This is a genomic window from Brevundimonas sp. SL161 (genome assembly GCF_049896985.1).
Classification (GTDB): Bacteria; Pseudomonadota; Alphaproteobacteria; order Caulobacterales; family Caulobacteraceae; genus Brevundimonas.
In genome coordinates, this window is sequence record NZ_JAFCVJ010000008.1 from 13,190 (window position 1) to 35,943 (window position 22,754).

General features: G+C 68.1%; 20 protein-coding genes. 12 read left to right on the forward strand and 8 right to left on the reverse strand.

Annotation, left to right across the window (positions count from 1 at the left end; all coding sequences use genetic code 11):
- Nucleotides 1–123: 123 nt before the first annotated feature.
- The gene (gene hslV, locus ACP7AU_RS07770) at nt 124–678 is read right to left on the reverse strand and encodes an ATP-dependent protease subunit HslV (protein ID WP_426037776.1); all 555 of its coding nucleotides are present in this window, start codon (nt 676–678) and stop codon (nt 124–126) included.
- Nucleotides 679–867: 189 nt separating this feature from the next.
- On the opposite strand from hslV, the gene ACP7AU_RS07775 reads away from it, so the two are divergent.
- Entirely contained in the window at nt 868–1,209 is a 342-nt protein-coding gene (locus ACP7AU_RS07775) for a BLUF domain-containing protein (RefSeq protein ID WP_426051045.1), read from the forward strand.
- A 31-nt stretch (nt 1,210–1,240) separates the two neighbouring features.
- Complete coding sequence (locus ACP7AU_RS07780) at nt 1,241–1,978, forward strand: HesA/MoeB/ThiF family protein (RefSeq protein WP_426037780.1); 738 nt, start codon at nt 1,241–1,243, stop codon at nt 1,976–1,978.
- Nucleotides 1,979–2,109: 131 nt separating this feature from the next.
- Here the strand turns inward: ACP7AU_RS07780 and typA are convergent, their stop codons facing one another.
- Nucleotides 2,110–3,942, reverse strand: coding sequence for a translational GTPase TypA (gene typA / locus ACP7AU_RS07785; RefSeq protein WP_426037782.1), 1,833 nt, complete (start codon nt 3,940–3,942; stop codon nt 2,110–2,112).
- A gap of 180 nt (nt 3,943–4,122) precedes the next feature.
- Here typA and ACP7AU_RS07790 point away from each other — a divergent pair, with 180 nt between their 5' ends.
- Nucleotides 4,123–4,581 carry a cytochrome c gene (locus tag ACP7AU_RS07790; protein WP_426051046.1) on the forward strand — a complete coding sequence of 153 codons (459 nt, stop codon included), beginning with the start codon at nt 4,123–4,125 and terminating at the stop codon, nt 4,579–4,581.
- Nucleotides 4,582–4,630: 49 nt separating this feature from the next.
- Nucleotides 4,631–5,056: a hypothetical protein gene (locus tag ACP7AU_RS07795; RefSeq protein ID WP_426037786.1), complete on the forward strand. Its 426-nt coding sequence runs from the start codon at nt 4,631–4,633 to the stop codon at nt 5,054–5,056.
- 1 nt (nt 5,057) lies between these two features.
- Here the strand turns inward: ACP7AU_RS07795 and ACP7AU_RS07800 are convergent, their stop codons facing one another.
- The 4 genes from ACP7AU_RS07800 to ACP7AU_RS07815 all read right to left on the reverse strand — a co-directional run bounded on the left by ACP7AU_RS07800 (nt 5,058) and on the right by ACP7AU_RS07815 (nt 11,030).
- Complete coding sequence (locus ACP7AU_RS07800; RefSeq protein WP_426051047.1) at nt 5,058–7,118, reverse strand: OPT family oligopeptide transporter; 2,061 nt, start codon at nt 7,116–7,118, stop codon at nt 5,058–5,060.
- 84 nt (nt 7,119–7,202) lie between these two features.
- The gene (locus ACP7AU_RS07805) at nt 7,203–7,562 is read right to left on the reverse strand and encodes a YdbL family protein (RefSeq protein ID WP_426037790.1); all 360 of its coding nucleotides are present in this window, start codon (nt 7,560–7,562) and stop codon (nt 7,203–7,205) included.
- 17 nt (nt 7,563–7,579) lie between these two features.
- A complete protein-coding gene (locus tag ACP7AU_RS07810) occupies nt 7,580–7,777 on the reverse strand; it encodes a YnbE family lipoprotein (RefSeq protein WP_309627265.1) in 198 nt (65 codons plus the stop codon).
- Nucleotides 7,778–7,853: 76 nt separating this feature from the next.
- Complete coding sequence (locus tag ACP7AU_RS07815; protein ID WP_426051048.1) at nt 7,854–11,030, reverse strand: intermembrane phospholipid transport protein YdbH family protein; 3,177 nt, start codon at nt 11,028–11,030, stop codon at nt 7,854–7,856.
- A gap of 396 nt (nt 11,031–11,426) precedes the next feature.
- Between ACP7AU_RS07815 and ACP7AU_RS07820 the strand changes: the two genes are divergently transcribed.
- Nucleotides 11,427–12,788 carry a peptidoglycan DD-metalloendopeptidase family protein gene (locus tag ACP7AU_RS07820; protein WP_426051049.1) on the forward strand — a complete coding sequence of 454 codons (1,362 nt, stop codon included), beginning with the start codon at nt 11,427–11,429 and terminating at the stop codon, nt 12,786–12,788.
- Nucleotides 12,789–12,799: 11 nt separating this feature from the next.
- Here ACP7AU_RS07820 and ACP7AU_RS07825 read toward each other — a convergent pair whose 3' ends face one another.
- Nucleotides 12,800–13,558, reverse strand: a complete 759-nt coding sequence (locus ACP7AU_RS07825) for an alpha/beta fold hydrolase (RefSeq protein WP_426037796.1) — start codon at nt 13,556–13,558, stop codon at nt 12,800–12,802.
- 43 nt (nt 13,559–13,601) lie between these two features.
- Between ACP7AU_RS07825 and ACP7AU_RS07830 the strand changes: the two genes are divergently transcribed.
- From ACP7AU_RS07830 to ACP7AU_RS07850, 5 genes are all read left to right on the forward strand, one after another.
- The gene (locus ACP7AU_RS07830; protein WP_426037798.1) at nt 13,602–13,916 is read left to right on the forward strand and encodes a DUF5076 domain-containing protein; all 315 of its coding nucleotides are present in this window, start codon (nt 13,602–13,604) and stop codon (nt 13,914–13,916) included.
- 39 nt (nt 13,917–13,955) lie between these two features.
- On the forward strand, nt 13,956–14,909 hold the full coding sequence (locus ACP7AU_RS07835) for a glycosyltransferase family 9 protein (protein ID WP_426037800.1): 954 nt from the start codon (nt 13,956–13,958) through the stop codon (nt 14,907–14,909).
- A 122-nt stretch (nt 14,910–15,031) separates the two neighbouring features.
- Entirely contained in the window at nt 15,032–15,553 is a 522-nt protein-coding gene (infC, locus tag ACP7AU_RS07840; RefSeq protein WP_303696632.1) for a translation initiation factor IF-3, read from the forward strand.
- A gap of 162 nt (nt 15,554–15,715) precedes the next feature.
- Complete coding sequence (locus ACP7AU_RS07845; protein ID WP_426051050.1) at nt 15,716–16,816, forward strand: hypothetical protein; 1,101 nt, start codon at nt 15,716–15,718, stop codon at nt 16,814–16,816.
- Nucleotides 16,762–17,556: an alpha/beta hydrolase family protein gene (locus ACP7AU_RS07850; protein ID WP_426037804.1), complete on the forward strand. Its 795-nt coding sequence runs from the start codon at nt 16,762–16,764 to the stop codon at nt 17,554–17,556. The genes ACP7AU_RS07845 and ACP7AU_RS07850 overlap by 55 nt, the downstream gene beginning before the upstream one ends.
- Here the strand turns inward: ACP7AU_RS07850 and ACP7AU_RS07855 are convergent.
- Nucleotides 17,553–19,157 carry an ATP-binding protein gene (locus tag ACP7AU_RS07855; protein ID WP_426051051.1) on the reverse strand — a complete coding sequence of 535 codons (1,605 nt, stop codon included), beginning with the start codon at nt 19,155–19,157 and terminating at the stop codon, nt 17,553–17,555. The genes ACP7AU_RS07850 and ACP7AU_RS07855 overlap by 4 nt on opposite strands.
- A 208-nt stretch (nt 19,158–19,365) precedes the next feature.
- Here ACP7AU_RS07855 and ACP7AU_RS07860 point away from each other — a divergent pair, with 208 nt between their 5' ends.
- Both ACP7AU_RS07860 and ACP7AU_RS07865 read left to right on the forward strand, forming a co-directional pair.
- Nucleotides 19,366–21,330 carry an alpha/beta hydrolase family protein gene (locus tag ACP7AU_RS07860; protein ID WP_426051052.1) on the forward strand — a complete coding sequence of 655 codons (1,965 nt, stop codon included), beginning with the start codon at nt 19,366–19,368 and terminating at the stop codon, nt 21,328–21,330.
- 43 nt (nt 21,331–21,373) lie between these two features.
- Nucleotides 21,374–22,669, forward strand: a complete 1,296-nt coding sequence (locus ACP7AU_RS07865; RefSeq protein WP_426051053.1) for an MFS transporter — start codon at nt 21,374–21,376, stop codon at nt 22,667–22,669.
- Nucleotides 22,670–22,754 lie beyond the last annotated feature (85 nt).

Here is a 22,754-nt window from a genome sequence, read left to right on the forward strand (position 1 = left end):
TCCTGACGATTCCTGATCGGGTCCCGGCGCTGGCTTCATTTCTGGTCGCTATCGTTCGACGCGCCCCCCGGTCCGATCTCTGATCGGCCGGTGGACAGGCTCTGCCTTGCTGCATGAGCGAGGCTAGAGCCGCTCCACCGTCAGATTGCCGTTGGTGTAGACGCAGATGTCGGCGGCGATGGCCATGGCCCGGCGCGCGACCGCCTCGGCGTCCAGGTCGGTGTTGTCGATCAGGGCCCGGGCGGCGGCCAGGGCGTAGTTGCCGCCTGATCCCACGGCGGCGACGCCGTATTCCGGCTCCAGCACATCGCCGACGCCGGTGACGGTGAAGATGGCGTCCTTGTCGGCGACCAGCAGCATGGCCTCGAGCCGGCGCAGGTAGCGGTCGGTTCGCCAGTCCTTGGCCAAGTCAACGCAGGCACGAGCCAGTTGATCCGGATACTGCTCCAGCTTGGCCTCCAGCCGCTCGATCAGGGTGAAGGCGTCGGCCGTGGCGCCCGCGAAGCCGGCTAGCACCCTGCCACCCGCCAGGGTGCGGACCTTGCGCGCCGCGCCCTTGACGATGGTGGCTCCCATCGAGACCTGGCCGTCGCCGGCGATGACGGTTTTGCCGTCCTTTCGCACCGCCAGGATGGTCGTGCCGTGCCAGTCGGGAAAGCTGTCGAAAGTCTTGCTCATCCTGACCAGATGGCGACCGAAATGCGTCGGGGCAAGACGAAATCCCTGGAAAAACAACGTTCGGAATTAGCCATATTTCTAGCCATGTAACCCGTTACAAGGGATGATCAAACCCCAAACATACAAGAACGAGGCTAAGCTTTGCTATATCGCGCGATCATTGCGGCCGAAACTGTCGGATCGACCGGTGTGTCGACCCTGTCGATCGCGCAAATTGTCGGCATCTCAGAGCGCAACAATCGTCGCGATGACATCACCAGCGGCCTGATGTTTCTTGATGGCTGGTGCCTGATGGGCATGGAGGGACATCGCGTCGATGTCGACCGGTTGCTGCGGCGCCTGACGGAAGATCGCCGCCTGAAAGGCCTGCGGGTCCTGGTCGACAAGCCGATCGCGGCGCGGTCTTTCTGCGAGCCGATGACCCTCTGCGACGATCCCCGCGCCATGATCGGCGCCGTCGGCCTCGCCGATCTGGCCGGGATCACCGGCTATCAGGCCGAGAAGATCGTGGGACTGAAACTGGCCGCGTGACGCCGAAGCCCGTCGCGCCTACTTGAGGCGCATGAGTTTCTCCCCCGAAGAGGTCGAACGCTACGCCCGTCACCTGGTCCTGTCGGAAGTCGGCGGCCCGGGCCAACAGAGGCTGAAGGCCGCGACCGTGGTCCTCGTCGGTGCGGGCGGTGTGGGCTCTCCGGCGGCGCTCTATCTCGCGGCCGCGGGCGTCGGATCGCTGCGCATCATCGACGGCGACATCGTCTCCCTGTCCAACCTGCAGCGCCAGATCCTGTTCAACACGGCCGATATCGACCGGCCGAAAGTCGAGGCGGCGGCCGGACGGCTTGAGGCGATCAACCCCCATGTCCGCGTCGAGACGCTGAATTATCGGCTGACAGCGGAGAACTCCGCCTCGGTAATCGCCGGAGCGGATGCGGTGCTGGACGGCGCCGACGATTTCGAGACCCGCTATCGGGTGAACGCAGCCTGCGTGGCGGCAGGGGTTCCGCTCGTGTCCGGGGCGCTAGGCCGCTGGACCGGTCAGGTCGGCGTGTTCGCGGGCAAGCCCTGCTACCGCTGCCTGGTGCCCGAGACCCCGCCGGACGCCGAAACCTGCGCGCGGGTTGGTGTCGTGGGCGCTCTGGCCGGGGTGATCGGAGCGATGGCGGCGCTGGAGGCGATCAAGCTCATCACCAGGGCGGGCGAGCCGCTGACCGGGCGGCTGATGCTCTACGACGGCCTCGCGGCGACCAGTCGGGTCGTGGCGGTCACGGCCGATCCGGGGTGTCCGGTGTGCGCGGTGTAAATCCTCCCCATCGGGGGAGGTGGCGCGGAGCAGCTTCGCGACGTGACGGAGGGGGCTCACTCCAGATGCAGTGTCTGCGGTGAGCGCCCTCCACCACTTCGTGGTCCCCTCCCCCCGATGGGGGAGGACGGCTACTCCGGACGCGCGCGCTTCTTGCGGAACGACGGGTTCAGGATCTGCTTGCGCAGACGGATCGACTTGGGCGTGACCTCGACCAGTTCGTCGTCGCCGATGTAGGCGATCGCCTGTTCCAGCGACATCTGGCGCGGCGGGGTCAGGCGAACGGCCTCGTCCTTGCCGGAGGCGCGGACGTTGGTCAGTTGCTTGCCCTTGATCGGGTTGACGTCCAGGTCATCCCAGCGGGCGTTCTCGCCGATGATCATGCCTTCATAGGTCTTCTCGCCGGCGCCGACGAACATGATGCCGCGATCCTCGAGGTTCCACAGGGCGAAGGCGGCGGTGTCGCCGTCGGAGTTGGAGACCAGCACGCCCTTCAGGCGGCCGGCGATCTCGCCCTTGTAGGCTTCGTAGTGGCTGAAGACGCGGTTCAGCACGCCCGAACCGCGCGTATCGGTCAGGAACTCGCCCTGATAGCCGATGAGCGAGCGTGACGGCGCCTTGAGGCTGATGCGGGTCTTGCCGGCGCCCGACGGGCCCATGTCGGTCATCTCGGCCTTGCGGGCCGACAGCTTCTCAATGACGACGCCCGAGAATTCATCGTCGACATCGATCATGACGTCTTCGATCGGCTCCATCTTCTCGCCGTTCGGGCCCTCTTGGAACACCACGCGCGGACGCGAGATCGAGACCTCGAAGCCTTCGCGGCGCATGTTCTCGATCAGCACGCCCAGCTGCAGTTCGCCACGGCCGGCCACTTCGTAGGCGTCGCCGCCTTCGCTGGTCGTCACGCGGATGGCGACGTTGGCTTCGGCTTCCTTCAGCAGGCGGTCGCGGATGACGCGCGACTGGACCTTGTCGCCCTCGCGACCGGCAAGCGGGCTGTCATTGACCGACACGGTCATGGAGATCGTCGGCGGATCGATCGGCTGGGCCGGAAGCGCATCGGTGACTTCCATGGCGCACAGGGTGTCGGCCACGGTGGCCTTGGACATGCCGGCGATGGCGACGATGTCGCCTGCTTCGGCGCCCTCCTCGACGGCCTGACGCTTCAGGCCGCGGAAGGCCAGCACCTTGGTAATGCGGCCGCGCTCGATTTCCTTGCCGTCACGGTCGAGGGCGTGGATCGCCATGCCGGGAACGGCCTTGCCGCTCTCGATGCGGCCGGTCAGCAGACGGCCCAGGAACGGATCGGACTCGATCAGCACGTTCAGGATCTGGAACGGCTTGTCCTTGTTCTCGGCGACCTTGGGCGGCGGGACGTGCTCGACGATCAGGTCGAACAGCGGAGCCAGGTTATCGTTGGGGACATTCATGTCCATTGTCGCCCAGCCGTTCCGGCCCGAGGCGTAGATGTGCGGGAAGTCCAGCTGCTCGTCGGTCGCGCCGATGGCGGCGAACAGGTCGAAGGCTTCATTGTGGACGCGGTCCGGGTCGGCGTGGGCGCGGTCGACCTTGTTGATGCAGAGGATCGGACGCAGGCCCATCTTCAGCGCCTTGGTCAGAACGAACTTGGTCTGGGGCATGACGCCCTCTTCGGCGTCCACAAGGATGACGCAGCCGTCCACCATGCCCAGGATGCGCTCCACCTCGCCGCCGAAGTCCGCGTGGCCCGGGGTGTCGATGATGTTGATGCGCGTGTCGCCCGCCTTGCCGTGCCAGAGCACCGAGGTGCACTTGGCGAGGATGGTGATCCCGCGTTCCTTCTCCTGGTCGTTGGAGTCCATGGCCCGTTCGGTCTGGGCTTCGTTGGCTCGGAAGACACCGGACTGGGCCAGCAGCTGGTCCACCAGAGTGGTCTTGCCGTGGTCAACGTGAGCGATAATGGCGACGTTACGTAGGTTCATGGTCGTTCAATGCGAAAAGGCGGCCGACAAATGCGGGGGCCGCTCGTTAGGGGTGTCATGCGGGGAGCGCGCGCCTCTTACAGCTTGGGCGGGCGAAACGCCATAGCGGGTCAAGATGGCGAGCGTTTGACAGGCTTCCGGTCGGGGAGCAGCGTTCGGACCTGACTCTGGAGTGGGCGGATGAAACGTTTGATCGTGGCGGGCGCGGTGGCCCTGATGTGCGCTGGTGGTGCGGCGGGGGCTCAGGAGGACGCAATGTCTCCAGCCGAGATCGTTGCGGCGCGTCAGGCGTCCCTGATGATGTCCGGCGTGACCATGGGCTCGATCAAGGCGGGGCTGGACGCCGGCGCCCCGGCCCAGTCGATGGGGTTCAGTTCCGGGGCTTTGACACGCTGGGCCACAGCCCTGCCGAATATGTTTCCGGCGGGCACGGGATCCGACACGCTTGGCGCCGCGACCAAGGCTAGGCCCGAAATTTGGACCGACCGCGCGGGTTTCGAGGCCAGGGCCGACGACTACGCCGCCGCCGCCGCACGGCTGCAGGAATTGATCGCCGCCGGCGATGCGGCCGGAGCCCAGGCCCAGTTCATGGTCGTGCGGGCCTCGTGCCAGTCCTGCCACGACACCTACAGGTCGTAGGACAGGGATCCTGTCCGGCTGGAAGAAGGGGCGGGGCGCGCTCGGCCCCATGGCGCCGCTGATCGGGGCGTGGATCACGACGGGCGCGGGCGAGGGCTCGACCCCGGCCCACGGAATGTCGTGCAGTCGCGCCTTCACCGCCTTCGGCAAGGACTGGATCCGTCTGGAGGCGGAATGGCGGATGGGCGACCGCCCGCCCTATCGCGAGGTCGCCCTGTTCGGAAAGGGCGAGGACGGGACACTGGCGTTCCACTCCTTTACCAACGACGGCAAGCGGTCGACCGGTCGGCTGACGGATGGGACCGACGTCCATCCGGACGCGATCGCCTTCGAGGCCCAGATGAAGGCCGGACTGGCGCGCATGGTCTACTGGCCGCGCGACGACGGCGAACCCGGATTCCATTTCACGGTCGAAAGTCGGGTCAAGACCGGCTGGAAGCGGTTCGTGACACAGGCTTTCGCGCCTGAGGTCTAACTCAGATCTTGGCCGAGCGTCCGCGCACCCAGGCGTAGAGGGCGACGATCAGGACGGTGAAGGCGATGATGGCCGCCGTCATGGCCGGGAAGGTCGAGCCTTCCGGCAGCATGGCGAAGGGGGCGTCATTGCCGGTGCTGACGATGACTCCGGCGGTCATGACCAGGAACAGGCTCTCGCCCACGATCAGACCCGAGGCCAGCAGGACGCCCATGCGGCGACCGACGTCGGCGAAGCGGGTGGTCTTGATGGACTTGTCGTAGATCCAGCCGCAGACGGCGCCGATGACCAGCATCGTGGTTACGGCAGCCGGCAGGTAGAAGCCGATGCCGACGGCCAGGGGCGGCAGCTTGACCCTGCCTTTGGTCGAGGCGTTCAGCACCGCGTCCAGCACGATGATGACCACGCCGATCACCGCGCCGATGCCGATCAGGTCCCAGCGCAGGTCGCCGCCGATGACGCCGCGCGCCAGGGCCGAGATCAGGGTGGCCTGCGGGGCCGCCAGCGGCTCGTCAGCGATGCCGGCGGGGCCGCCTTCGAAGCCGAAGGCCTTGTTCAGCAGGTTGAGGATCAGGGGGATGACGATGGCTCCGGCGATGACGCCGACGATCAGGGCTGTCTGCTGACGCCAGGGCGTGGCCTGGACCAGCTGGCCGGTCTTGAGGTCCTGAAGGTTGTCGTTGGCGATGACGGCGACGGCGAAGACGACGGCCGTCACGATCAGGGCGAAGGCCACGACCGACGGATCGGCGGGCAGGCCGGCGATGGCCAGCACGCCCAGCATCAGCACGGAGGCGATGACGATGGCCAGGATGCCGACGCCCGATACCGGGCTGTTGGAGGAGCCGATCAGCCCGGCCATGTAGCCGCAGATGGCTGCCACGGCGAAACCGATCAGCACGACATAGATGAGGCCGCCGGCGACCAGCAGGACGGTCGAACTCGCCAGGGTCGGATTGCCCTGGGCGAACCAGGCCAGGATGCCGCCGATGCCAATGAGACAGGCGACCGATAGCCCGGCGACGATATTGATCGGAATGTCCTGTTCGGTGCGGTCCAGCACCTCGCCGGCGTTGCGGCGGCGGTTGGCGGCGAGCGCCGAGGTCAGGCCGCCGACCAGCGGACCGGCCAGTTTGATCAGGGTCCAGATGGCGGCGACGCCGATGACGCCCGCGCCCATGAAGCGGACCTCGTTGCGCCAGACCGTCACGGCCAGCTCCTCGGGAGAAGCGCCGACGGGCACGGTCGAGGCGATCGAGGCGATGCCGTGCGACGACAGCCAGGCGATGAAATCGGGCGACGTCATGATCGGCACGAAGATGAACCAGGCCACGATCAGGCCGAACAGCTGGGCCAGGCCCACGGTCAGGCCGATCAGGTGGCCGGCGCCCAGCAGGGCGAACTGCATGCCGAAGCCGAGACCCGTGGCCCCGCCGCCCAGTGCCGCCGGCATCTTGATGAACCTGGCGGCTTCGCCTGCAAAGACCCGGCCGGCGACCAGCAGGGCATAGCCCGCCGAGACGATCGCGCCGGTGCTGACGACCAGCAGGCCGGCCTTGTTCTCGCGCACGGCGCTGTCGGTCTGTTCGGCGCCGCGCGAGCCGACGGTCAGGACCTCGGCGGCGGCGACGCCCTCGGGATAGGGCAGGCCGGCCTCGACCACGAGGGCGCGGCGCAGGGGGATTGAGAAGGTGACGCCCAGCACGCCGCCGAAGACGCAGATCAGCACCGATTCCCAGAACGGGAACTCAAGCCACCAGCCGACCATGACCAGGCCGGGCAGGACGAAGATGATCGAGCTCATGGCCCCGCCGACCGAGGCCACGGTCTGGACGGTCATGTTCTCCCAGATGGTGGAGGTCTTGAACGCCCGAAGGATGGCCATGGAGATGACCGCCGCCGGGATGGCCGAGGCGAAGGTCAGCCCGACCTTCAGGCCCAGATAGGTATTGGCCGCGGTGAACACGACCGCCAGCAGACAGCCCAGGATCAGGGCGCGGACCGTGAGTTCGACGCGCTTTGTCGGCCCGGCAACGGGGGCGGCGGCGGGCGTATCGGTCATCAGGCGGTCCCCTCGAAGAAGCCTCAGACCTAAGCCGGAAACTGCGGGGGGATCAACGGGGCGTGGATTCTCCGGATGTCTCGTCTAGCGTTGCACCCACTGGCCCGAGGCGTTGCGGTACCATTGCCCCGTCGAGATGCGCGGCAAGAGCTGGCTCTCGAACATCCGGGCGGCGGCGACCTCTGTGGAGGTGCCGACATCTGCGGCGCTGGCGGCGTAGACCTGGCGGCGGGCGTTGTTGGTTACGGTGATGGCGCTCCGGAGCTCCGGAGCGGCGGTGGTGCGGATGCCGAGGTAGCCGTCGGCCTGTTCGCCGACGACGCCTTCAGCCTTGGCCGCATCGATCAGCGACTTCTGGGCCGGGGTCTGTGCGAGGGCGGCCCCCGCGGCAACGCCCAGGGCCACGACGGCGGCGCCCAGGACAAAGAATTTTCGGAAGGTCATGGAGGAGCTCTTTTCCATCAGAACAGATTGGGATTTTCGGCCAGCAGGTCCTGCAGCTCGCGGTCCAGCCGGACCCGGACGTCGGCGTCCAGCTTGGCGTAGATCTCGATCGGCGCGACCTCCAGCCGGATCGTCGGAGTGCAGGCGCCCAGCATGGCCGAGGCGGCCAGGGCCAGGAGGCCGAGGCGAACGGCGCGGGAGGAAGGTGGGGTCATCGGTCGGTCTCCAGGGTCTTCAACGCTCTCACTGGCACAGGGGATGCACCCTGTCGCGTGAACGGGCTCTGAACGGTCAAGGCTGTTCCGGGCCAGACTCAGGGTCAGGATCGCCGTTTCTGGCCCGATTGACGGCCAGCAGGTCCGAGACGAGCTGATTTAGGTTCAAGGTGGTGTCGAGCGTCAGGTTGATCCCCGTGCCGGACGGCAGGGGCAGGGTCCGGTTCAGGAACTCGCGGCTGATCAGTTCGGACAGGCTGAGACGCAGTTCCTGTCGCTGTGGCGGATCGTGTCGACCCATGATGTGGAAGCGCACGCCCAGCCGGCCCTCGTCCTTAGATTCGAGGTCGGCGGTCAGGGTGTCGAAGGCGAGGTTCTCCATCGCCTGGTAGGCTAGATCCTCGACGGTGTTCGGGGGCACGTCGCCGCCGCCGCCGGCCTCGAGGTCCGACAGGGCGTCGCGCGCGATCGACAGGCGGCCGGGCTGGGCGGCGTAGAGTGTCCCGCCCGTGATCCGCACGCCCGCATCGGGGTCGGAGGTGAAGGGCAGGCGGCCGGACACCACGGCGTCCAGCTTCACCCGGTCGCCGAAGCCCGCGCCCGCGATCAGCTCGCCCAGCTGCACCCGGTCCAGCACGATGACGCCCGAGAACGGACGCCGGTCCAGCGGCACGGAGAAGGGTTCGACCCTGATCGTCCCGCCGGCCGCACGGATTTCCCCGCCCGCCACGCTGATCGCCGCCTTGTCGAGCGAGAAGGTCAGGTCCAGCTCGGTGAAGTCGGCGACCGACTCCAGGGTGGCGACACGCAGGGTCTGGTCCGGCGCCGTGGTCAGGGGCGCCAGGTTCGTAAAGTCGATCGTTCCGCTCAGGCCCTTCACCGCCCCGGCGGGACTGACGAAGTCGAGTCCGGGGATGACGAGACGGCCCGAACTGGTTCCTTCCGGCAGGTCGTCGCTCCAGTTGAGACGGCCGCTGAAGGCGGCCGTGCCGGTCGCGGGCGACTGGACGAAATCGGCCGCCAGCGGGCTGAGGTCGGCGGGCTGGAGCCCGCCCTCGGCGAAGGTGAGCGACGGGGCGTCGATGACGATGCCGCCCTCTCCGGTCGGTCCGTCATGGGCCAGCGTCAGCTTGCCGAGGACGATGTCCTTGCGGGCGAGGTCAAAGACGCCCGTCCAGCGCTCTTCGGCCAAGTTCGCCGAACCGGAAGCGGTCAGCGGGTTGAATCGGCGGGGTCGCGTGGCGTCCTCGACGTCGGCGGAGGCGATCATGGCCTCCAGTCCGAGACCAGCCTTTGAGCCGGTGGCGAAGGCCGTGCCCTGGATGGCGGAGAAGCCCATGGCCAGGAAAGGCGCAGACGCAGCCACGTCGGTCAGCCGCCCCCCCGCGCGCCAGCGGCTGTCCTGCGACACGACCAGAGGCCCCCCCGAGGCGCACAGGCCGCCGGACAGATCCATGACGTCGTTCTCCTCCAGCTCCAGCCGCTCGGCCGTGAAGGTCAGGCAGTCGGACGCGACATAGGTCAGGCGGCCCGCATTGGTCGCCAGCACGCCCCGGGTCTGGACGTTCAGTCCACGCGCCAGGCCGAAGTCGAGCGTGGCGCGGCCGTCGAGGGTCGCCTCGAACCCACCCGCCGTCAGCCGCCAGTTCGGGACGACGAAGGTCGCTTCGGGCAGCCCCTGTCCGCGCGTGGCGACGAGATTCAAGGCTCCGCCGCCGCGCTCGCCGGGCCGGGCGACGAAGATCGGCGTGGCGACCGGGCTGATGGTCAGGGCGCCGCCATTGGCAGGCGTCAGGCGCGCGGCGCGCGCCAGGGTCACGGTCAGACCGGCGTCGCCGCTGGTCAGGCGAAGCGCCGGGACGTCGAGGGCGAAAGCGCCCACGGCCCGCTTCATCTCCGCCAGTTCCGGCACGTCGTCGGCCGTGACCGGGCCAAACAGGGGCCAGGCGCCGCGCGCTGAGGCCAGAGAGCCGGTCATCACTAGCGCGGTCGACCGCGCGGAGGCGAAGTCGAGGGCGAATCGTCCGCCGACCTGGTTCAACACCAGAGCGCCAAAGGTCGCGCGCGACAGGCGGGCCGACAGCGGGCCGCTGGCCTCGACGGCGCCGGCCGCGCCGCTGACCGCCAGTCGGGAGGACGTGGCCTCGGTGCCGCTCAGGACCAGGTCGCCGGCCTGCCCCGATGCGGCGCTCAGGCGGGCAGGGCCCTCGACGCTCCACGACAGGCCGTCGGCGCTTTGCTGAAGGGCGACGCGAGCCTCCGTCGCGGAGCCCTCCGCCGAGCGGGCGGACAGGCCTGGCGCTGACACGCTCGCCGAGCGCAGCCGGGTCGATGCGGTTCCGTTGAAGGCCAGGGTCTCGATCCAGCCGCTGACCTGTCCGTCCGCGATCAGGGTCAGGACCGCGCCCGTCGTCGCCGCATCTCCGACGGCCAGCCGGTCGCCGGACAGGGTCAGGTCGACGGCGGCGCGTCCGCCGCCGCGACGCGCCTTCAGGTCGGGATAGGGAAGCTCGGCCGTCCCGGACAGGCGGGCGTCCTCGCCGCTCAGGCCTGGCGCAGCCAACCCCTCGGCGACGAGATCGATGTCCAGCGCGACCCGGTCACCCATGGTCGTCAGGTCAACTGATCCGCCGAGACTCCGCGCCTCGATCTCACCGCTCTTCAGCGATGCGGCGGGCATGCGCGCCGCTAGGCGCATCAGCTTGCCGTCGTCGATGCGGGCATCGGCAAGCAGCGACAGGGGGCCGTATTCCGTATCGAGACGCAGGCGGCCGGTCTCGACGATGACGACAGGGCCCCGGCTGTCGGGGCGGGGCGGCTTGCCAATCAACTCCTCGATCAACGGATCCAGCGAACCGAACGACAGTTCGCCGTCCTTCCACGTCGCCCGCGCGACCGGGCGGACCAGGCGGATGCGGCTGGGGGTCACGCCGAGACCGGTCGAGGACCAGGGCAGGCCGAGGGCGTAGTCCACCTCGACCCGCTGGATGGTCACATCGGGATTTGTCTGGTCGCCGATGCGGACGCTGCCGACGAAGCCGTTCAGTTCCAGGCGTTCGATCTCGACATCCGCCTGGATGCCGCGCTGGTCCAGCCAGCCGACCAACACCTCGCGCGCCGCCGCCCGCCGGTTCAGCCAGATGACCGCGGCCAGCAGCGACAGGACGATGAGCCCGACCGCCAGGCCGATCCCGATTGTACGCGCCAGGCGAGGGCCGCGCCGCCTTTTTCCCTCCGGAGGCGCATCGCTCATTCCGCGCGCTCCCCTCTGTCCCGAATCAGGACTGAGTCATCCATCAGCATCCCCAAGGTGTCGCATCGGGACACGACCGTTGCGAACGCGCCACAATGAGTGGCGCCACGGTCACTTTGAGTGCAGCGAGGGCTGCGAGCGTCTCGCAATGATTCAGGAACGGCGGCACAGACGAGCATAGCTTGGCGATAGACTGTCCCGTGACCTGTCGGAATACCCAAAAGCGCCTCGAATTACCGGCCAGTATCACTGCGGTTAATCATTTGTAACAACCCGTCTTCCCATCTTGGGGCCGGCGCGTTATAGGACGCGCTTCGTGGCCGGGGGGACTTGGGCGCGATCCTTGCTTTGAGTTGTGACTGGGCGCCGCACGGCGTCGTTTTCTGCCGGGGACCGATGGCCCAGTTCGATCCGCGACGCCAGCCGATGCGCTTCGCTCCGCATCTTCTGACGGCCGCCGCCGCCGTGACGGTGGCCATGCTTGCCAGTCGCGTCTATCAACCCGCCCAGGCCGAAGTCGTTCCCGAACTGACCGCCCTGCAGATCGCCTCGCTGGAGGCCCGCGCGTTCGACGCTGCGGGGACCCCCGCCGGGCTCACCGCTCCCGAAGCCATTCCCGTCCAGATCCGCCGCGGCGAGACCTTCGAACAGGCCGTCCGCCGCACCGGCATCGGCGCCGCCGACGCCTCGGCTGTCGCCGCGACCATTTCCAACGCCTTCGACCTGACCCAGCTGCGCGCCGGCCTCCGGTTCGAAACTGCCGTCTCGCGTCCGCGCGGCGGCCGTGGCGACGCCCGCCTGATCGGCCTGACGATGCGCACCGGCCCGGCCAGCCAGCTGACCGTGTCGCGCAGCTTCGACGGCGCGCTGCGCCTGCGGGCGCTCGAGGAGCGCGTGACGCACGAGACCGTCGTCCTGAAATCCGAAGTGCGAGGCTCGCTGTCGGCCACGGCCCAGCGCATGGGCGCCGACGCCGCCGTCCGTCGCAAGGCGACCCAGTTGTTCGCCCACCGCTTTGACCTCGACCGGGATGTCCGCGCCGCCGACGAGTTTACCCTGGTGTTCGACCGTTCGGTCACCGAGAACGGTCGCACCGTGGACACCGGCGACCTGCTGTATGCCGAGATGAAGGGCGTGGTCTTCTATCGCTTCCAGCCCGCCGGCGAGCGCGAGGCCCAGTACTACGACGCCACCGGCAAGAACATGCGCTCCTCGATGATGCGCACGCCGCTGGATCGCGCCGCTCGCGTCTCGTCCAGCTTCGGTTTCCGCGTCCACCCGATTTCGGGCTATCGCAAGATGCACCAGGGCATCGACTTCGCCGCCGGCACCGGCACCCCGGTCGTGGCCCCCTCGGACGGCGTCGTCGTCGAGGCGCGTCGCTGGGGCGGCTATGGCAACTGGCTGCGCATCCGTCACGCCAATGGCCTGGAGAGCGGCTATGGCCACCTGTCGCGCTACGGCGCAGGCATCCGCGCCGGCCAGCGCGTCTCCCAGGGCCAGGTCGTCGCCTATGTCGGTTCGACCGGCGCCTCGACCGGTCCGCACCTGCACTATGAAATCTGGCGCAACGGCCAACGGATCAATCCGTCCGGCATCCGCATGGACGAGAGCTCCGTCCTCGCCGGTAATGATCTGGCCGCCTTCCGCGCAGAGAAGGCTCGCATCGACCGCATCATCGCCTCCGGCGGCGAGCGTCGCCCGACGGTGCTGCAAGCCAATATCGAAGGCCTGCGTCCGGCTGCCAGAGCCACGTAAGAACCTGCGACCTAAAGGCGTCTAAGGCCCTCCACCGCCTCGACCAGCCGCGCCAGATCGCGCGGCGTCGACAGGCGGTGATCGCCACCCTCGACCAGATCCAGCCGGACATCGCCGCCGCTTAGACGCTCGACCAGAGCCAGGGCATGGGACTCAGGCACGGTCTCGTCAGCCCGCCCCTGAAGAATGTGCACCGGCGCCGCGATCGGAATGGCCGCATCCAGCAACATCCAGTCCCGCGCCTCCTCGAACATCCGCCGCGTCAGGACGTATTCGCCCAATCCTTGTCCAGGGGCGCCCTCCTCGACGATCAGCGCCTCGCCGTCCCTGAGGATCGACTGGCGCACATGGTCTGGCAGGGACGGCCACATGAGCCGTTCAGTGAAATCCTGGGCCGGGTTGATCAGGGCCAGGCCCTGCATCCGCTTAGGCCGGGCCAGCGCCAATAGAAGCGCAACCCAGCCGCCCATCGACGATCCGACCGGTAGGACCGGCCCTTCCAGAGCGTCGATCAGGGCGATCGCATCCTCGCGCCAGCGTCCGATCGTGGCCTGACGCCAGTCGCCCGAGGACTGACCGTGGGCGAAATGGTCATACCGGACGTAGGACCACCCTCGCGCCTTCGCCGCCGCCTCCAGCGCCAAGGCCTTGGTCCCCTCCATGTCGGAGCGGAACCCGCCGATCCAGACCACGGTCGGACCGAAGCCCGCGATGCGGCGCCAGGCCAGGGTCTCGCCGTCGGGGCGGTCCAGGCGTTCTAGGGTCGACATCGATCCTCCGGAATGATCCGCTCAGGTGTCATAGGAGCGGGCGATGAAGGCAATTGGAATTCCACCGGCGGCCCTGGCTGACCCTAAGGCCGTGGAGATGGCGCGTGTCTGGGTCGCACAGCAGGGTCTTCACTGGGTCCTGAATGTTGGGACTTATCGCGATAGCGGGTTCAGGGAAGCGACAGCATGGGGCGTGATGATCGCCGACATGGCACGTCACGTTGCGGATGCCTTGCTGGAGGCCGGGGACGAGCAGGATGCGGCAGGGGCGCTCGCTGAAATCCGACGTTCGATCGCCATGGAATTGGACGATCCGACTTCGCCGACTGTGGGCGAGTTTAAGCAAACGAAACAGTAGCGACCTTGATCTTCCAGCCCAGCCGCCGATAACGCGCGGATGCCAAAGGTCCTGTTTGTCACCTCCAACCGCATCGGCGACTGCATCATCTCGTCGGGAATCCTGCGCGAGATCGCGCGGCAGGTCCCGGGCGCGGAGATCACCGTCGCCTGCGGTCGCCCGCCGGCCCCCTTCTTCCGCTCGGCGCCGGGCGTTGAACGGGTCATCGTTCTGGACAAGAAGAAGGCCGCCGGACACTGGTTCGATCTGTGGCGTCAGGTCATCGGGACCCACTGGGCCCTCGTCATCGACATTCGCGGCTCGGCCCTGTCCTACCTGCTGAACGCCGATCGCCGCATCGTCTACAACCGCCGCTGGGAGACGGGCCTGCCCAAGGTCGAGATGATCTCGCGGCTGATGGGGTCGGACCGGCCGCTGGAGCCGGAGCTGTTCATCGACGACCAGGCCCTGGCCGAGGCGGCGGCCGTGATCGACCCACAGCTGGCCACCGCGCCCGGACCCATCATCGCTTTGGCCCCCATTGCCCACCAGCCGGGCAAGAGCTGGCCCGCCGATCGCTGGGGTGAGCTGGTGGAAATGCTGAAGGCCGAGCCCCGCTTCGCCGGCTGGCGCTTCATGCCCGTCGGCGGACCCGGCGACCGGCCGCCCGCGACCCCCGCGCTTGAAGCCGCCGGCCCCCTCGCCATCGACTTCGTCTGCAAGGGCGATATCCTGGCCTCGGCCGCCGCCATCGACCGGGCGGCCCTGTTCATCGGCAATGATTCCGGCCTCATGCATGTGGCCGCCGCCGCCGGAAAGCCGACGCTGGGGCTGTTCGGGCCGACCGAATGGTGGCTGTACGGGCCACGCGGTCCCCGCACCGCCATCGCGGCCTCCAACCCGGTCCGGGGCGAGTTCGCGCCGATCGAAGCCCTGACGACCCAGCGTGTCTTCGAGGCCGTCCTCGCGCTGCACGACACCTGGATCGGCGCATCGGACCCTGCCACGGCTTGAAGCGTGGGCCGTTCGCGGTCATATAGGCTTCGTGAGGGAACGCGGCGGTATGCCGTGCGCTGTCCTCTGCGACATCACTGCGCTTTCAGAAACACAAGGAAACGACGCTCATTCGCCGTCCGATGAACCAGCCGCCCACCAAGGACGGCCCGCCCATGAACCACGATATCCGCGCCCCGCGCGTTCTGCTCATTGATCAGAACGGCGAGAAACAGGGGGTCATGCCGACCTCCGCCGCGCTGGAGGCCGCCGAAGAGGCGGGCATGGATCTGGTTCAGATCGTCTCGACGTCGGAGCCGCCCGTCGCCAAGATTCTCGACTACGGCAAGTTCCGCTTCCAGGAGCAGAAGAAGAAGGCCGAGGCCCGCAAGCGCCAGAAGGTCGTCGAGCTGAAAGAGATCAAGCTCCGCCCCAACATCGACGTCCACGACTACGAAGTGAAGACCAAGGCCATGACGCGCTTCTTCGACGAGGGCGACAAGGTCAAGGTGACCCTGCGCTTCCGCGGTCGCGAAATGGCTCACCCGGAACTGGGCATGAAGCTGCTCAACAAGGTCCAGGCCGACTTCGACGAGATCGCCAAGGTCGAATACGCGCCGCGTATGGAAGGCCGCCAGATGATCATGATCCTGGCGCCGAAGTAGGCGCCGGCGTCACTACAGCTTCCAACGCCCCGGCATCGTCCGGGGCGTTTTGCGTTTGGTCTCAGGGGGTTCGCGCTTTCGGTCGGCAGTGTCGCCTTAACCACTTGTGATTGCGCCCCGGCGTGGGATGATGGCCGTCTTTCCTGCGTAGGTGGTCTCATCATGGTGCGTCCTGTTTTCCATGCGGCCCTTGCGGCCTTCCTCGCCGCCGCCCTGACCGCCTTCGCGCCGAGCCCCGTGGCGGCCCAGGCGCCGCCCGCTCCGCTCGCGGCCTATGGCGCCCTGCCGTCGCTCGAGCTGGTGCAAGTGTCGCCGTCCGGCCGCCGGCTGGCTTTCGTCACCGTGTCGGGCGAACAGCGTGTGCTCGTCCTGCTTGACCTTGAAACTCGCGCCCAGATTGGCGGCGTGGATGTCGGCCAGGCCAAGGTCCGCGATCTGGCATGGATCGGCGAAGAGCGGGTCCTGATCACCACCTCCAAGACCGAGACCGTGCCTCAGCTTGGCCTGTTCAACGCCGAACTGTTCTCCGGCCAGATATACGACCCCGGAGCCAACCGGATCGTGGCCATGCTGGCCAACTCGCGCGGCCTGTTCCCGGCCCTGTTCAGCACCCCAGACGTCATCGACGCAGCCGGGGGATCCCAGGTTCTCGTCCGCGCCTTCTCGTTCGAGAACCCGGAGCGAACCGACCTCTTCAGCATCGATCTGGCGACGGGCCGCGCCCGGCTGGCCGAGGTCATGGGCGTCGCCGTCACCGCCTACATCATGGGCGCCGACGGCGAGTCGATCGCCCGCAGCGAATACGAACCGCGCTCCCAGACCTGGAGCCTCTATCTGCGTCAGGGCGGCTCCTTCCGGAAGACCTGGGACACAACGGCGCCGATCGATCAGCCCAATCTGATGGGGCTGGGACTCAGCGGCGACAGTGTCATCCTCGCCGCGGAACGGCCCGACCTGAGCCAGCCTGGCCGCGAGGACGCCGAGTTCTTCGCCGACCCCCAGGCCCGGCAGCTGTGGGAGACGGGGGCGCGGGCATTCGCAGGCCGTTCGCCTGAGCTGGTCAGCTGGAGCGACGACCTCAGAAAGGCTGTGGTCTTCACCAGCGGTCCGCACGATTCCGGTTCCTACCACCTGCTCGATCTCGATGCGGCCCGGTCACCCCGGCCGGCGGCGCCTATGCCGCGATTACGCCGGATCAGGTCGCCCCGATGCGCAGCATCACCTATGCCGCTGGCGATGGACTGCAGATTCACGGCTTCCTGACCCTGCCGCCGGGGCGCGAGGATGCGCGCGGCCTGCCGCTGGTGGTTCTGGCCCATGGTGGTCCGGCGTCTCGTGACATCGTCGGGTTCGATTGGTGGGGCCAGGCCCTGGCGTCCCGCGGCTATGCCGTGCTTCAGGCCAATTTCCGGGGCTCGACCGGCTATGGCGATGCCTTTATGGAGGCCGGCTATGGCGAGTGGGGTCGCAAGATGCAGACCGACCTGTCAGACGGCGTCCGCTATCTTGCGGAACAGGACCTCATCGATCCGCAGCGCGTCTGTATCGTCGGCGCCAGCTACGGCGGCTATGCGGCGCTCGCGGGCGTGACCGTTCAGCAGGACATCTATCGGTGCGCCGTCTCCGTGGCCGGGATTTCCGATCTGCGCCGCATGGTCGAGGAAGAGGCGTCGGACGGCGCGAGGCGCGAGAACGTCACCGTGCGCTACTGGAACCGGTTCATGGGCGCCGACCGTCTGGGCGACAGGTCGCTGGACGAGCGTTCGCCGGTGAAGCTGGCGGAACAGGCGGGTGCGCCGATCCTGCTGCTGCATGGTCGCGACGATTCCGTCGTCCCCATCGACCAGAGCCGGATCATGGCCACCGCTCTGCGCCGCGCCGGCAAGCCGGTCGAGTTCGTCGAGCTTGAAGGCGAGGACCACTGGCTTTCGCGCGGCGACACCCGCCAGCGCATGCTGACCGAAACGGTGGACTTCCTGCAGGCGAACAACCCGGCGGATTAGGCCGCTTCCGCCTCGACGACAGTCGACCCCAGCGCCAGGCGGATGGCGTTCAGCAGGGTGTCCGGCTGGATGGGCTTCTGGGCGACGCCGTTCAAGCCGGCCGCGACATAGTCGGCCTCGTCGCGGGGATCGGCGTTGGCGGTCAGGGCCAGGATCGGCGTGTGCCCGGCGGCGCCGGGCAGGCGGCGGATGGCCCGGGTAGCGGTGACGCCGTCCATCACCGGCATCTTGATGTCCATCAGGATCAGGTCGAACGGCCGCAGCGACGCCGCCTCCAGCGCCTCGGCGCCGTTCTCGGCCGTCTCGTGGGTGCAGCCGAACATCTCCAGCAGGCGGGTGGCGACGAACCGGTTGGTGGCGTTGTCGTCTGTGACCAGCACATGCAGGGTCTCGTGCGGCGTCGGCTCCGCCACGACCTCGGCGACGGCGCGCGTCTCGGGCCCGCAGTCGGGAAGGTCGAGCGAGAACCGGAACCGCGCCCCGCCCTGGGGCGAACGGGTCAGGCCGATCGTCCCACCCATCCGCTCGACGATCTGGCGACAGATGGCCAGGCCCAGCCCGGCGCCGGCGCCCTCGCGCCCGGCCTGACCGGTGTTGAAGGGCTCGAAGATGGTCGCGGCCGCATCGTCCGGCACGCCCGGGCCGCTGTCGTCGACGATCGCGTCGAGCCGTATGGCTCCAGCGATCCGGCGCGAGGCGAGTGACACGACGACCTCGCCGACCTGAGTGAATTTCAGTGCATTGCCGATCAGGTTGTTGAGCAACTGCTTGATCCGCATCGCGTCGGCCATGACCCAGTCGGCGCCGTCGGTGTCGCAACCGACGGTCAGGATCAGCCCCCTTTCCTCCGCGCGCGGCCGCCACACTGACTCTACATCGGCGCCGACGCCGTCGATACGGAGGGGCGCGGGATCGACTGTCAGGATGCCGGCCGAGGCCCGAGACATGTCCAGTGCGTCGGTCAGCAGCCTCAGCAGCGTCTGGCCGGAATCCAGGATGGTCTCCACATAGGGGCGCAGTTCTTCCTGCTCCAGCTTGCGCTGGAGGAGGCCGGCCACGCCCAGAACTCCGTTCAGCGGCGTGCGGATCTCGTGACTCATCACCGCCAGGAACTCGGACTTGGCGCGGCTGGAGGCCCGGGCCTCGGCCTCGGCGACCGCCAGGTTCCGGGCCAGCAGTCCCATCTCCTCTGCCTTGGTCCGGTACAGGGCCGCCCCGGCCTGAAGGATCTGCACCCCCGCGCCGACGCCGACATATAGACCGTTCTCGACCACGATGAAGCCGCGCAACAGCATGTTCAGTTCGGCGGCGTCGACGGTATGGAAGAAGGTCTCGGCGCTGGCTCCGGCCTCGGCCAGGGGGGGATTAGCGTCCATCAGGCCGGACACGGGCCGGCGGGCATAGAGGGCGCGCCCGAACTCGGCGGCCATCTTCAGGGTGAAGGCGTTGCGTTCGATCAGGCCGAGCGGTCGGCCCTCCGGATCGACGACCGCGATGGCCAGGGTATTGGGTTCGTTCTGGAACCGGTCGAACACCACCGAGCCCGGCGTCTCTGGCGAGACCGGCTCCACTGCGTCCACGAAATCGCCGATACGGGCCATGCACACTCCTTGCGGAGCCGCTGATAGGGGCCGCGCCTTAATGCAGGCTTTGCCGTTCTTGAATTTTTTGCAGCAGTTTCAAAGAAATCTGATCGTGGGCGGATTGAATAAGATTGGGGGTGGCTGTGCACGCCGGGGATCTCGAATTTCAAGTTGCGGCGGCGGCGCACGGTCGTAGGGTTGGGAGGCTGCAACTTGCGGGGGTTCGATGTCGGTCTGCAATCGTTGGCGCGGCGGTCTCGCCGGTCTGTTTATGTGTCTCGTCCCTCCCGTGTCGGCCCAGGCCCAGGACACGGCCCCGATCGAGGCCTACGGCGCCCTTCCGGCCTATGATCTGGTCGAGGTGTCCGCCAGCGGTGACCGCATGGCCTATGTCGCCACGACCGGGGAAGACCGCAGCCTGATCATCAACGACCTCAACGACATGTCGCTGATCGGCGGCGTCCGCGCCGGCGAGGTGAAGGTGCGCGACGTCGGCTGGGTCGGCGAGGACGACGTCTATATCTACAGCACCGCCACCCAGGTCGCGGCCAGCCTGGGGATACGCCGGGCCGAGTTCGCCGACCTCTCGCTCTATGATATTCCGACCCGCAACGTCGTCATGGCGCTGAACCGCATCTACGGCCCGACCGGGACGCTCAACCGTACCGAGGGCACGCTGGGCAAGGTCGCCGGCGGACCGATCGTGCGTACCATCGACGGCGAACCGACCCTGACCGTGGCGGGCACGGGCTACCGGGGGCTCGGCCTCTATCGGATCGACCTGACGACCGGCGCGGGCCGGGAGGTGCACGAACAGGCCCAGGCGGGCAGCTATCTGCTCGACCAGAGCGGGGAAATGCGGGCGCGCTTCCGTTACGACGGCGACGAATGGGAGCTGCAGGCCCGTCTCGGAGGTTTCTGGCGCACCGTCTGGCGCGCCGATGCGCGCATCGACACGCCGGGTCTGGCCGGATTCGGCCAGACTGCCGACGAGGTCGTCCTGGCCGGCGAAATCGACGGCAGGCCGGAGGGCTATTACAGCGTCAACCTTCAGAGCGGCGAGATATCGCCCCTGCCGTTTGAGGGCCGGGTGACCGGCCTGATCCACCATCCGCTCAGCCGACTGCTGATCGGCGCCGCGATCGAGGGCGAGGGCGACCGGACGATCCGGCGGTTTACGGACCCAGCGGCGGAAGGAGTCTGGCGTTCGGTCGAAGCGGCCTTCCCGGGGAAACAGGTCTCGCTGCGCTCCTGGTCGGCGGACCTTCGCCAGATCATCGTCTTCACCCAGGGCGACGGCGATTCCGGCACCTGGCAACTCGTCGATCTCGACCGCCGCAGCGCCGAGATGGTCGGGGAAGCCTATCCTGATATCCAGGGCGACCGGGTCGGCAGGATCATGGCGGTCCACTACCCCGCAGCCGACGGGATGGAGATCCCGGGATACCTGACCCTGCCGCCCGGGGTGACCGAGCCGGCAAACTTGCCTCTCGTGGTGCTTCCGCACGGAGGGCCGGCGGCTCGCGACAACCTCGGTTTCGACTGGTGGGCTCAGGCCCTGGCGTCGCGCGGCTATGCCGTGCTGCAGCCCAATTTCCGCGGCTCGGACGGCCTGGGCAAGGCCCATCTGGAGGCGGGCTATGGCGAATGGGGCCGCAAGATGCAGACCGACCTGTCCGACGGCGTCCGCTGGCTGGCGGCCCAGGGCTGGGTTGATCCGGCCCGCGTCTGCATCGTCGGCGCCAGCTATGGCGGCTATGCGGCCATGGCCGGCCCCACGCTCGACCCCGGAGTCTACCGTTGCGCCGTCTCCGTCGCGGGGGTCTCGGACCTGCGTCGCATGGTGCAGTGGGAGGCCGATCAGGGCGGTCGGCGCGACTCTCCGGTGGTGCGCTACTGGAACCGCTTCATGGGAGCGGACCGGCTCGGCGACCGCGATCTGGATGCGATCTCCCCCGCCGCCCAGGCGGCCCGCGCGGACGCCCCGATCCTGCTGTTGCACGGGCGCGACGACACTGTGGTGCCGATCGAGCAAAGCCGCTTCCTGGCGGAGGCGTTGCAAAGGGCCGGCAAACCCTACGAGTTCGTCGAACTGACCGGCGAGGATCACTGGCTCTCGCGCGCCGCCACCCGGCGACGGATGCTGACGGAGACGGTTCGTTTCCTCGAAACCCACAACCCCGCCCACTGACCGGGGCATCGACGCCGGGGGACGGCCCGCCTAGTAACGCCTCATGTCCTCTTCGCCCGCCGATCCCGCCCCGAAAGCCAAGGCTCCGGCGCTGGCGATGCTGTTCCTGATCGTCTTCATCAACCTGGTCGGGTTCGGCCTGGTGGTGCCGCTGCTGCCCTTCTTCGCCCAGAGCCTGAACGCCGAGCCGTGGCAGATCACGGTGATGTTCTCGGCCTATTCCCTGGGTCATTTCTTCGCCGAGCCCTTCTGGGGCCGGCTGTCGGATCGGATCGGAAGGAAGCCCGTCCTTTTGATCACGCTTGTGTCCAACGCGGTCGGCTATCTGGCCCTCGCCTTCGTGCCGAACATCTGGCTGGCGGTGGCGGTGCGGCTGTTCACAGGGCTGGGGGCCGGCAACGTCTCTACGGTGCAGGGCTATGTGGCCGACGTGACCCCGCCGGCCGAGCGGGCCGGCCGTATGGGGATGATCGGCGCGGCCTTCGGCATGGGCTTTATCGTGGGGCCGGGCCTCGGCGGCATCCTGACCCAGCCGCGGCTGGGGCATATCGGCTACCAACTGCCGATCTTCGTCGCCTCGGCCCTGGCCGCGCTCGCCGCCGTCGGCGTGATCGTGTTCCTGAAGGAGAGCCGCGCCAGGGCTGATCCGGCCGTGCCCCGTCCCGGCTTCATGTCCGGACTGCATGATGCGCGGGCCGATCCCGTCGTGTCGCGCGTCCTGCTTGTGACCCTGATCTACATGGCCGGCTTCTCGGCGATGGAGAGCGTGTTCGGCCTGTGGGCCGAGGACCGCTACGCCTGGGGCCCCCGCGAGGTGGGTCTCAGCTTCATGATTGTCGGCATCGTCTCGGCCCTGAACCAGGGCCTGTTCACGGGCAAGCTGGCCAAACGGTTCGGCGAGACCCGAGTGCTGGCCACGGGGATGTTGCTGTTCGGCGGCTCGCTGGTGCTGCAGGCTATCGCCCCCGTCGCCTGGTTCCCGGCCTTCACCCTCGACTTCGGCCTCTTCACCCTGCCGGTCGTCCAGGGCTGGAGCATCCCGATCATCATGGCGCTGGGCGCTTGCGGCATGTCGATGGCGATGCCGAACATCTCGGCCATGATCTCGCGCGCGACCCCGCCGGACCGTCAGGGCTCCATGCTGGGGCTGAACATGGCCACGGGCTCGATCGCCCGCATTTTCGGCCCGCTCGTCGCCGGCGCCCTGTTTTCGGGCCTCGGCCACAACTGGCCCTTCCTGGTCGGCGCGGCCCTGACGGTCCCGGCGGCGATCATCGCCATCAACGCGGGGCGGGCCTTGCGGCGGGGCCCGACGACGGCCGGCGTCCCCGCGGAGTAGACTCCGCTTGCCTTTGAGCGCCGGTTCCCCTACTAGCCGCGCCTTCGCGTAACGAACCGCCGGGCTAACAGGCATGCCTGGGCGG

Excerpts from the sequence above, each read along its gene's own strand:
- ACP7AU_RS07835 (WP_426037800.1), top strand. The coding sequence starts at position 13,956 with ATGCCAAAGGTCCTGTTTGTCACCTCCAACCGCATCGGCGACTGCATC.
- ACP7AU_RS07860 (WP_426051052.1), top strand. The coding sequence starts at position 19,366 with ATGTCGGTCTGCAATCGTTGGCGCGGCGGTCTCGCCGGTCTGTTTATG.
- ACP7AU_RS07855 (WP_426051051.1), bottom strand. The coding sequence starts at position 19,157 with ATGGCCCGTATCGGCGATTTCGTGGACGCAGTGGAGCCGGTCTCGCCA.
- ACP7AU_RS07800 (WP_426051047.1), bottom strand. The coding sequence starts at position 7,118 with ATGACCGATACGCCCGCCGCCGCCCCCGTTGCCGGGCCGACAAAGCGC.
- ACP7AU_RS07825 (WP_426037796.1), bottom strand. The coding sequence starts at position 13,558 with ATGTCGACCCTAGAACGCCTGGACCGCCCCGACGGCGAGACCCTGGCC.
- ACP7AU_RS07830 (WP_426037798.1), top strand. The coding sequence starts at position 13,602 with ATGAAGGCAATTGGAATTCCACCGGCGGCCCTGGCTGACCCTAAGGCC.
- infC (WP_303696632.1), top strand. The coding sequence starts at position 15,032 with ATGAACCAGCCGCCCACCAAGGACGGCCCGCCCATGAACCACGATATC.
- ACP7AU_RS07815 (WP_426051048.1), bottom strand. The coding sequence starts at position 11,030 with ATGAGCGATGCGCCTCCGGAGGGAAAAAGGCGGCGCGGCCCTCGCCTG.
- ACP7AU_RS07820 (WP_426051049.1), top strand. The coding sequence starts at position 11,427 with ATGGCCCAGTTCGATCCGCGACGCCAGCCGATGCGCTTCGCTCCGCAT.
- ACP7AU_RS07790 (WP_426051046.1), top strand. The coding sequence starts at position 4,123 with ATGAAACGTTTGATCGTGGCGGGCGCGGTGGCCCTGATGTGCGCTGGT.
- ACP7AU_RS07805 (WP_426037790.1), bottom strand. The coding sequence starts at position 7,562 with ATGACCTTCCGAAAATTCTTTGTCCTGGGCGCCGCCGTCGTGGCCCTG.
- ACP7AU_RS07850 (WP_426037804.1), top strand. The coding sequence starts at position 16,762 with ATGCGCAGCATCACCTATGCCGCTGGCGATGGACTGCAGATTCACGGC.
- ACP7AU_RS07845 (WP_426051050.1), top strand. The coding sequence starts at position 15,716 with ATGGTGCGTCCTGTTTTCCATGCGGCCCTTGCGGCCTTCCTCGCCGCC.
- ACP7AU_RS07865 (WP_426051053.1), top strand. The coding sequence starts at position 21,374 with ATGTCCTCTTCGCCCGCCGATCCCGCCCCGAAAGCCAAGGCTCCGGCG.
- hslV (WP_426037776.1), bottom strand. The coding sequence starts at position 678 with ATGAGCAAGACTTTCGACAGCTTTCCCGACTGGCACGGCACGACCATC.
- ACP7AU_RS07810 (WP_309627265.1), bottom strand. The coding sequence starts at position 7,777 with ATGACCCCACCTTCCTCCCGCGCCGTTCGCCTCGGCCTCCTGGCCCTG.
- typA (WP_426037782.1), bottom strand. The coding sequence starts at position 3,942 with ATGAACCTACGTAACGTCGCCATTATCGCTCACGTTGACCACGGCAAG.
- ACP7AU_RS07780 (WP_426037780.1), top strand. The coding sequence starts at position 1,241 with ATGAGTTTCTCCCCCGAAGAGGTCGAACGCTACGCCCGTCACCTGGTC.
- ACP7AU_RS07795 (WP_426037786.1), top strand. The coding sequence starts at position 4,631 with ATGGCGCCGCTGATCGGGGCGTGGATCACGACGGGCGCGGGCGAGGGC.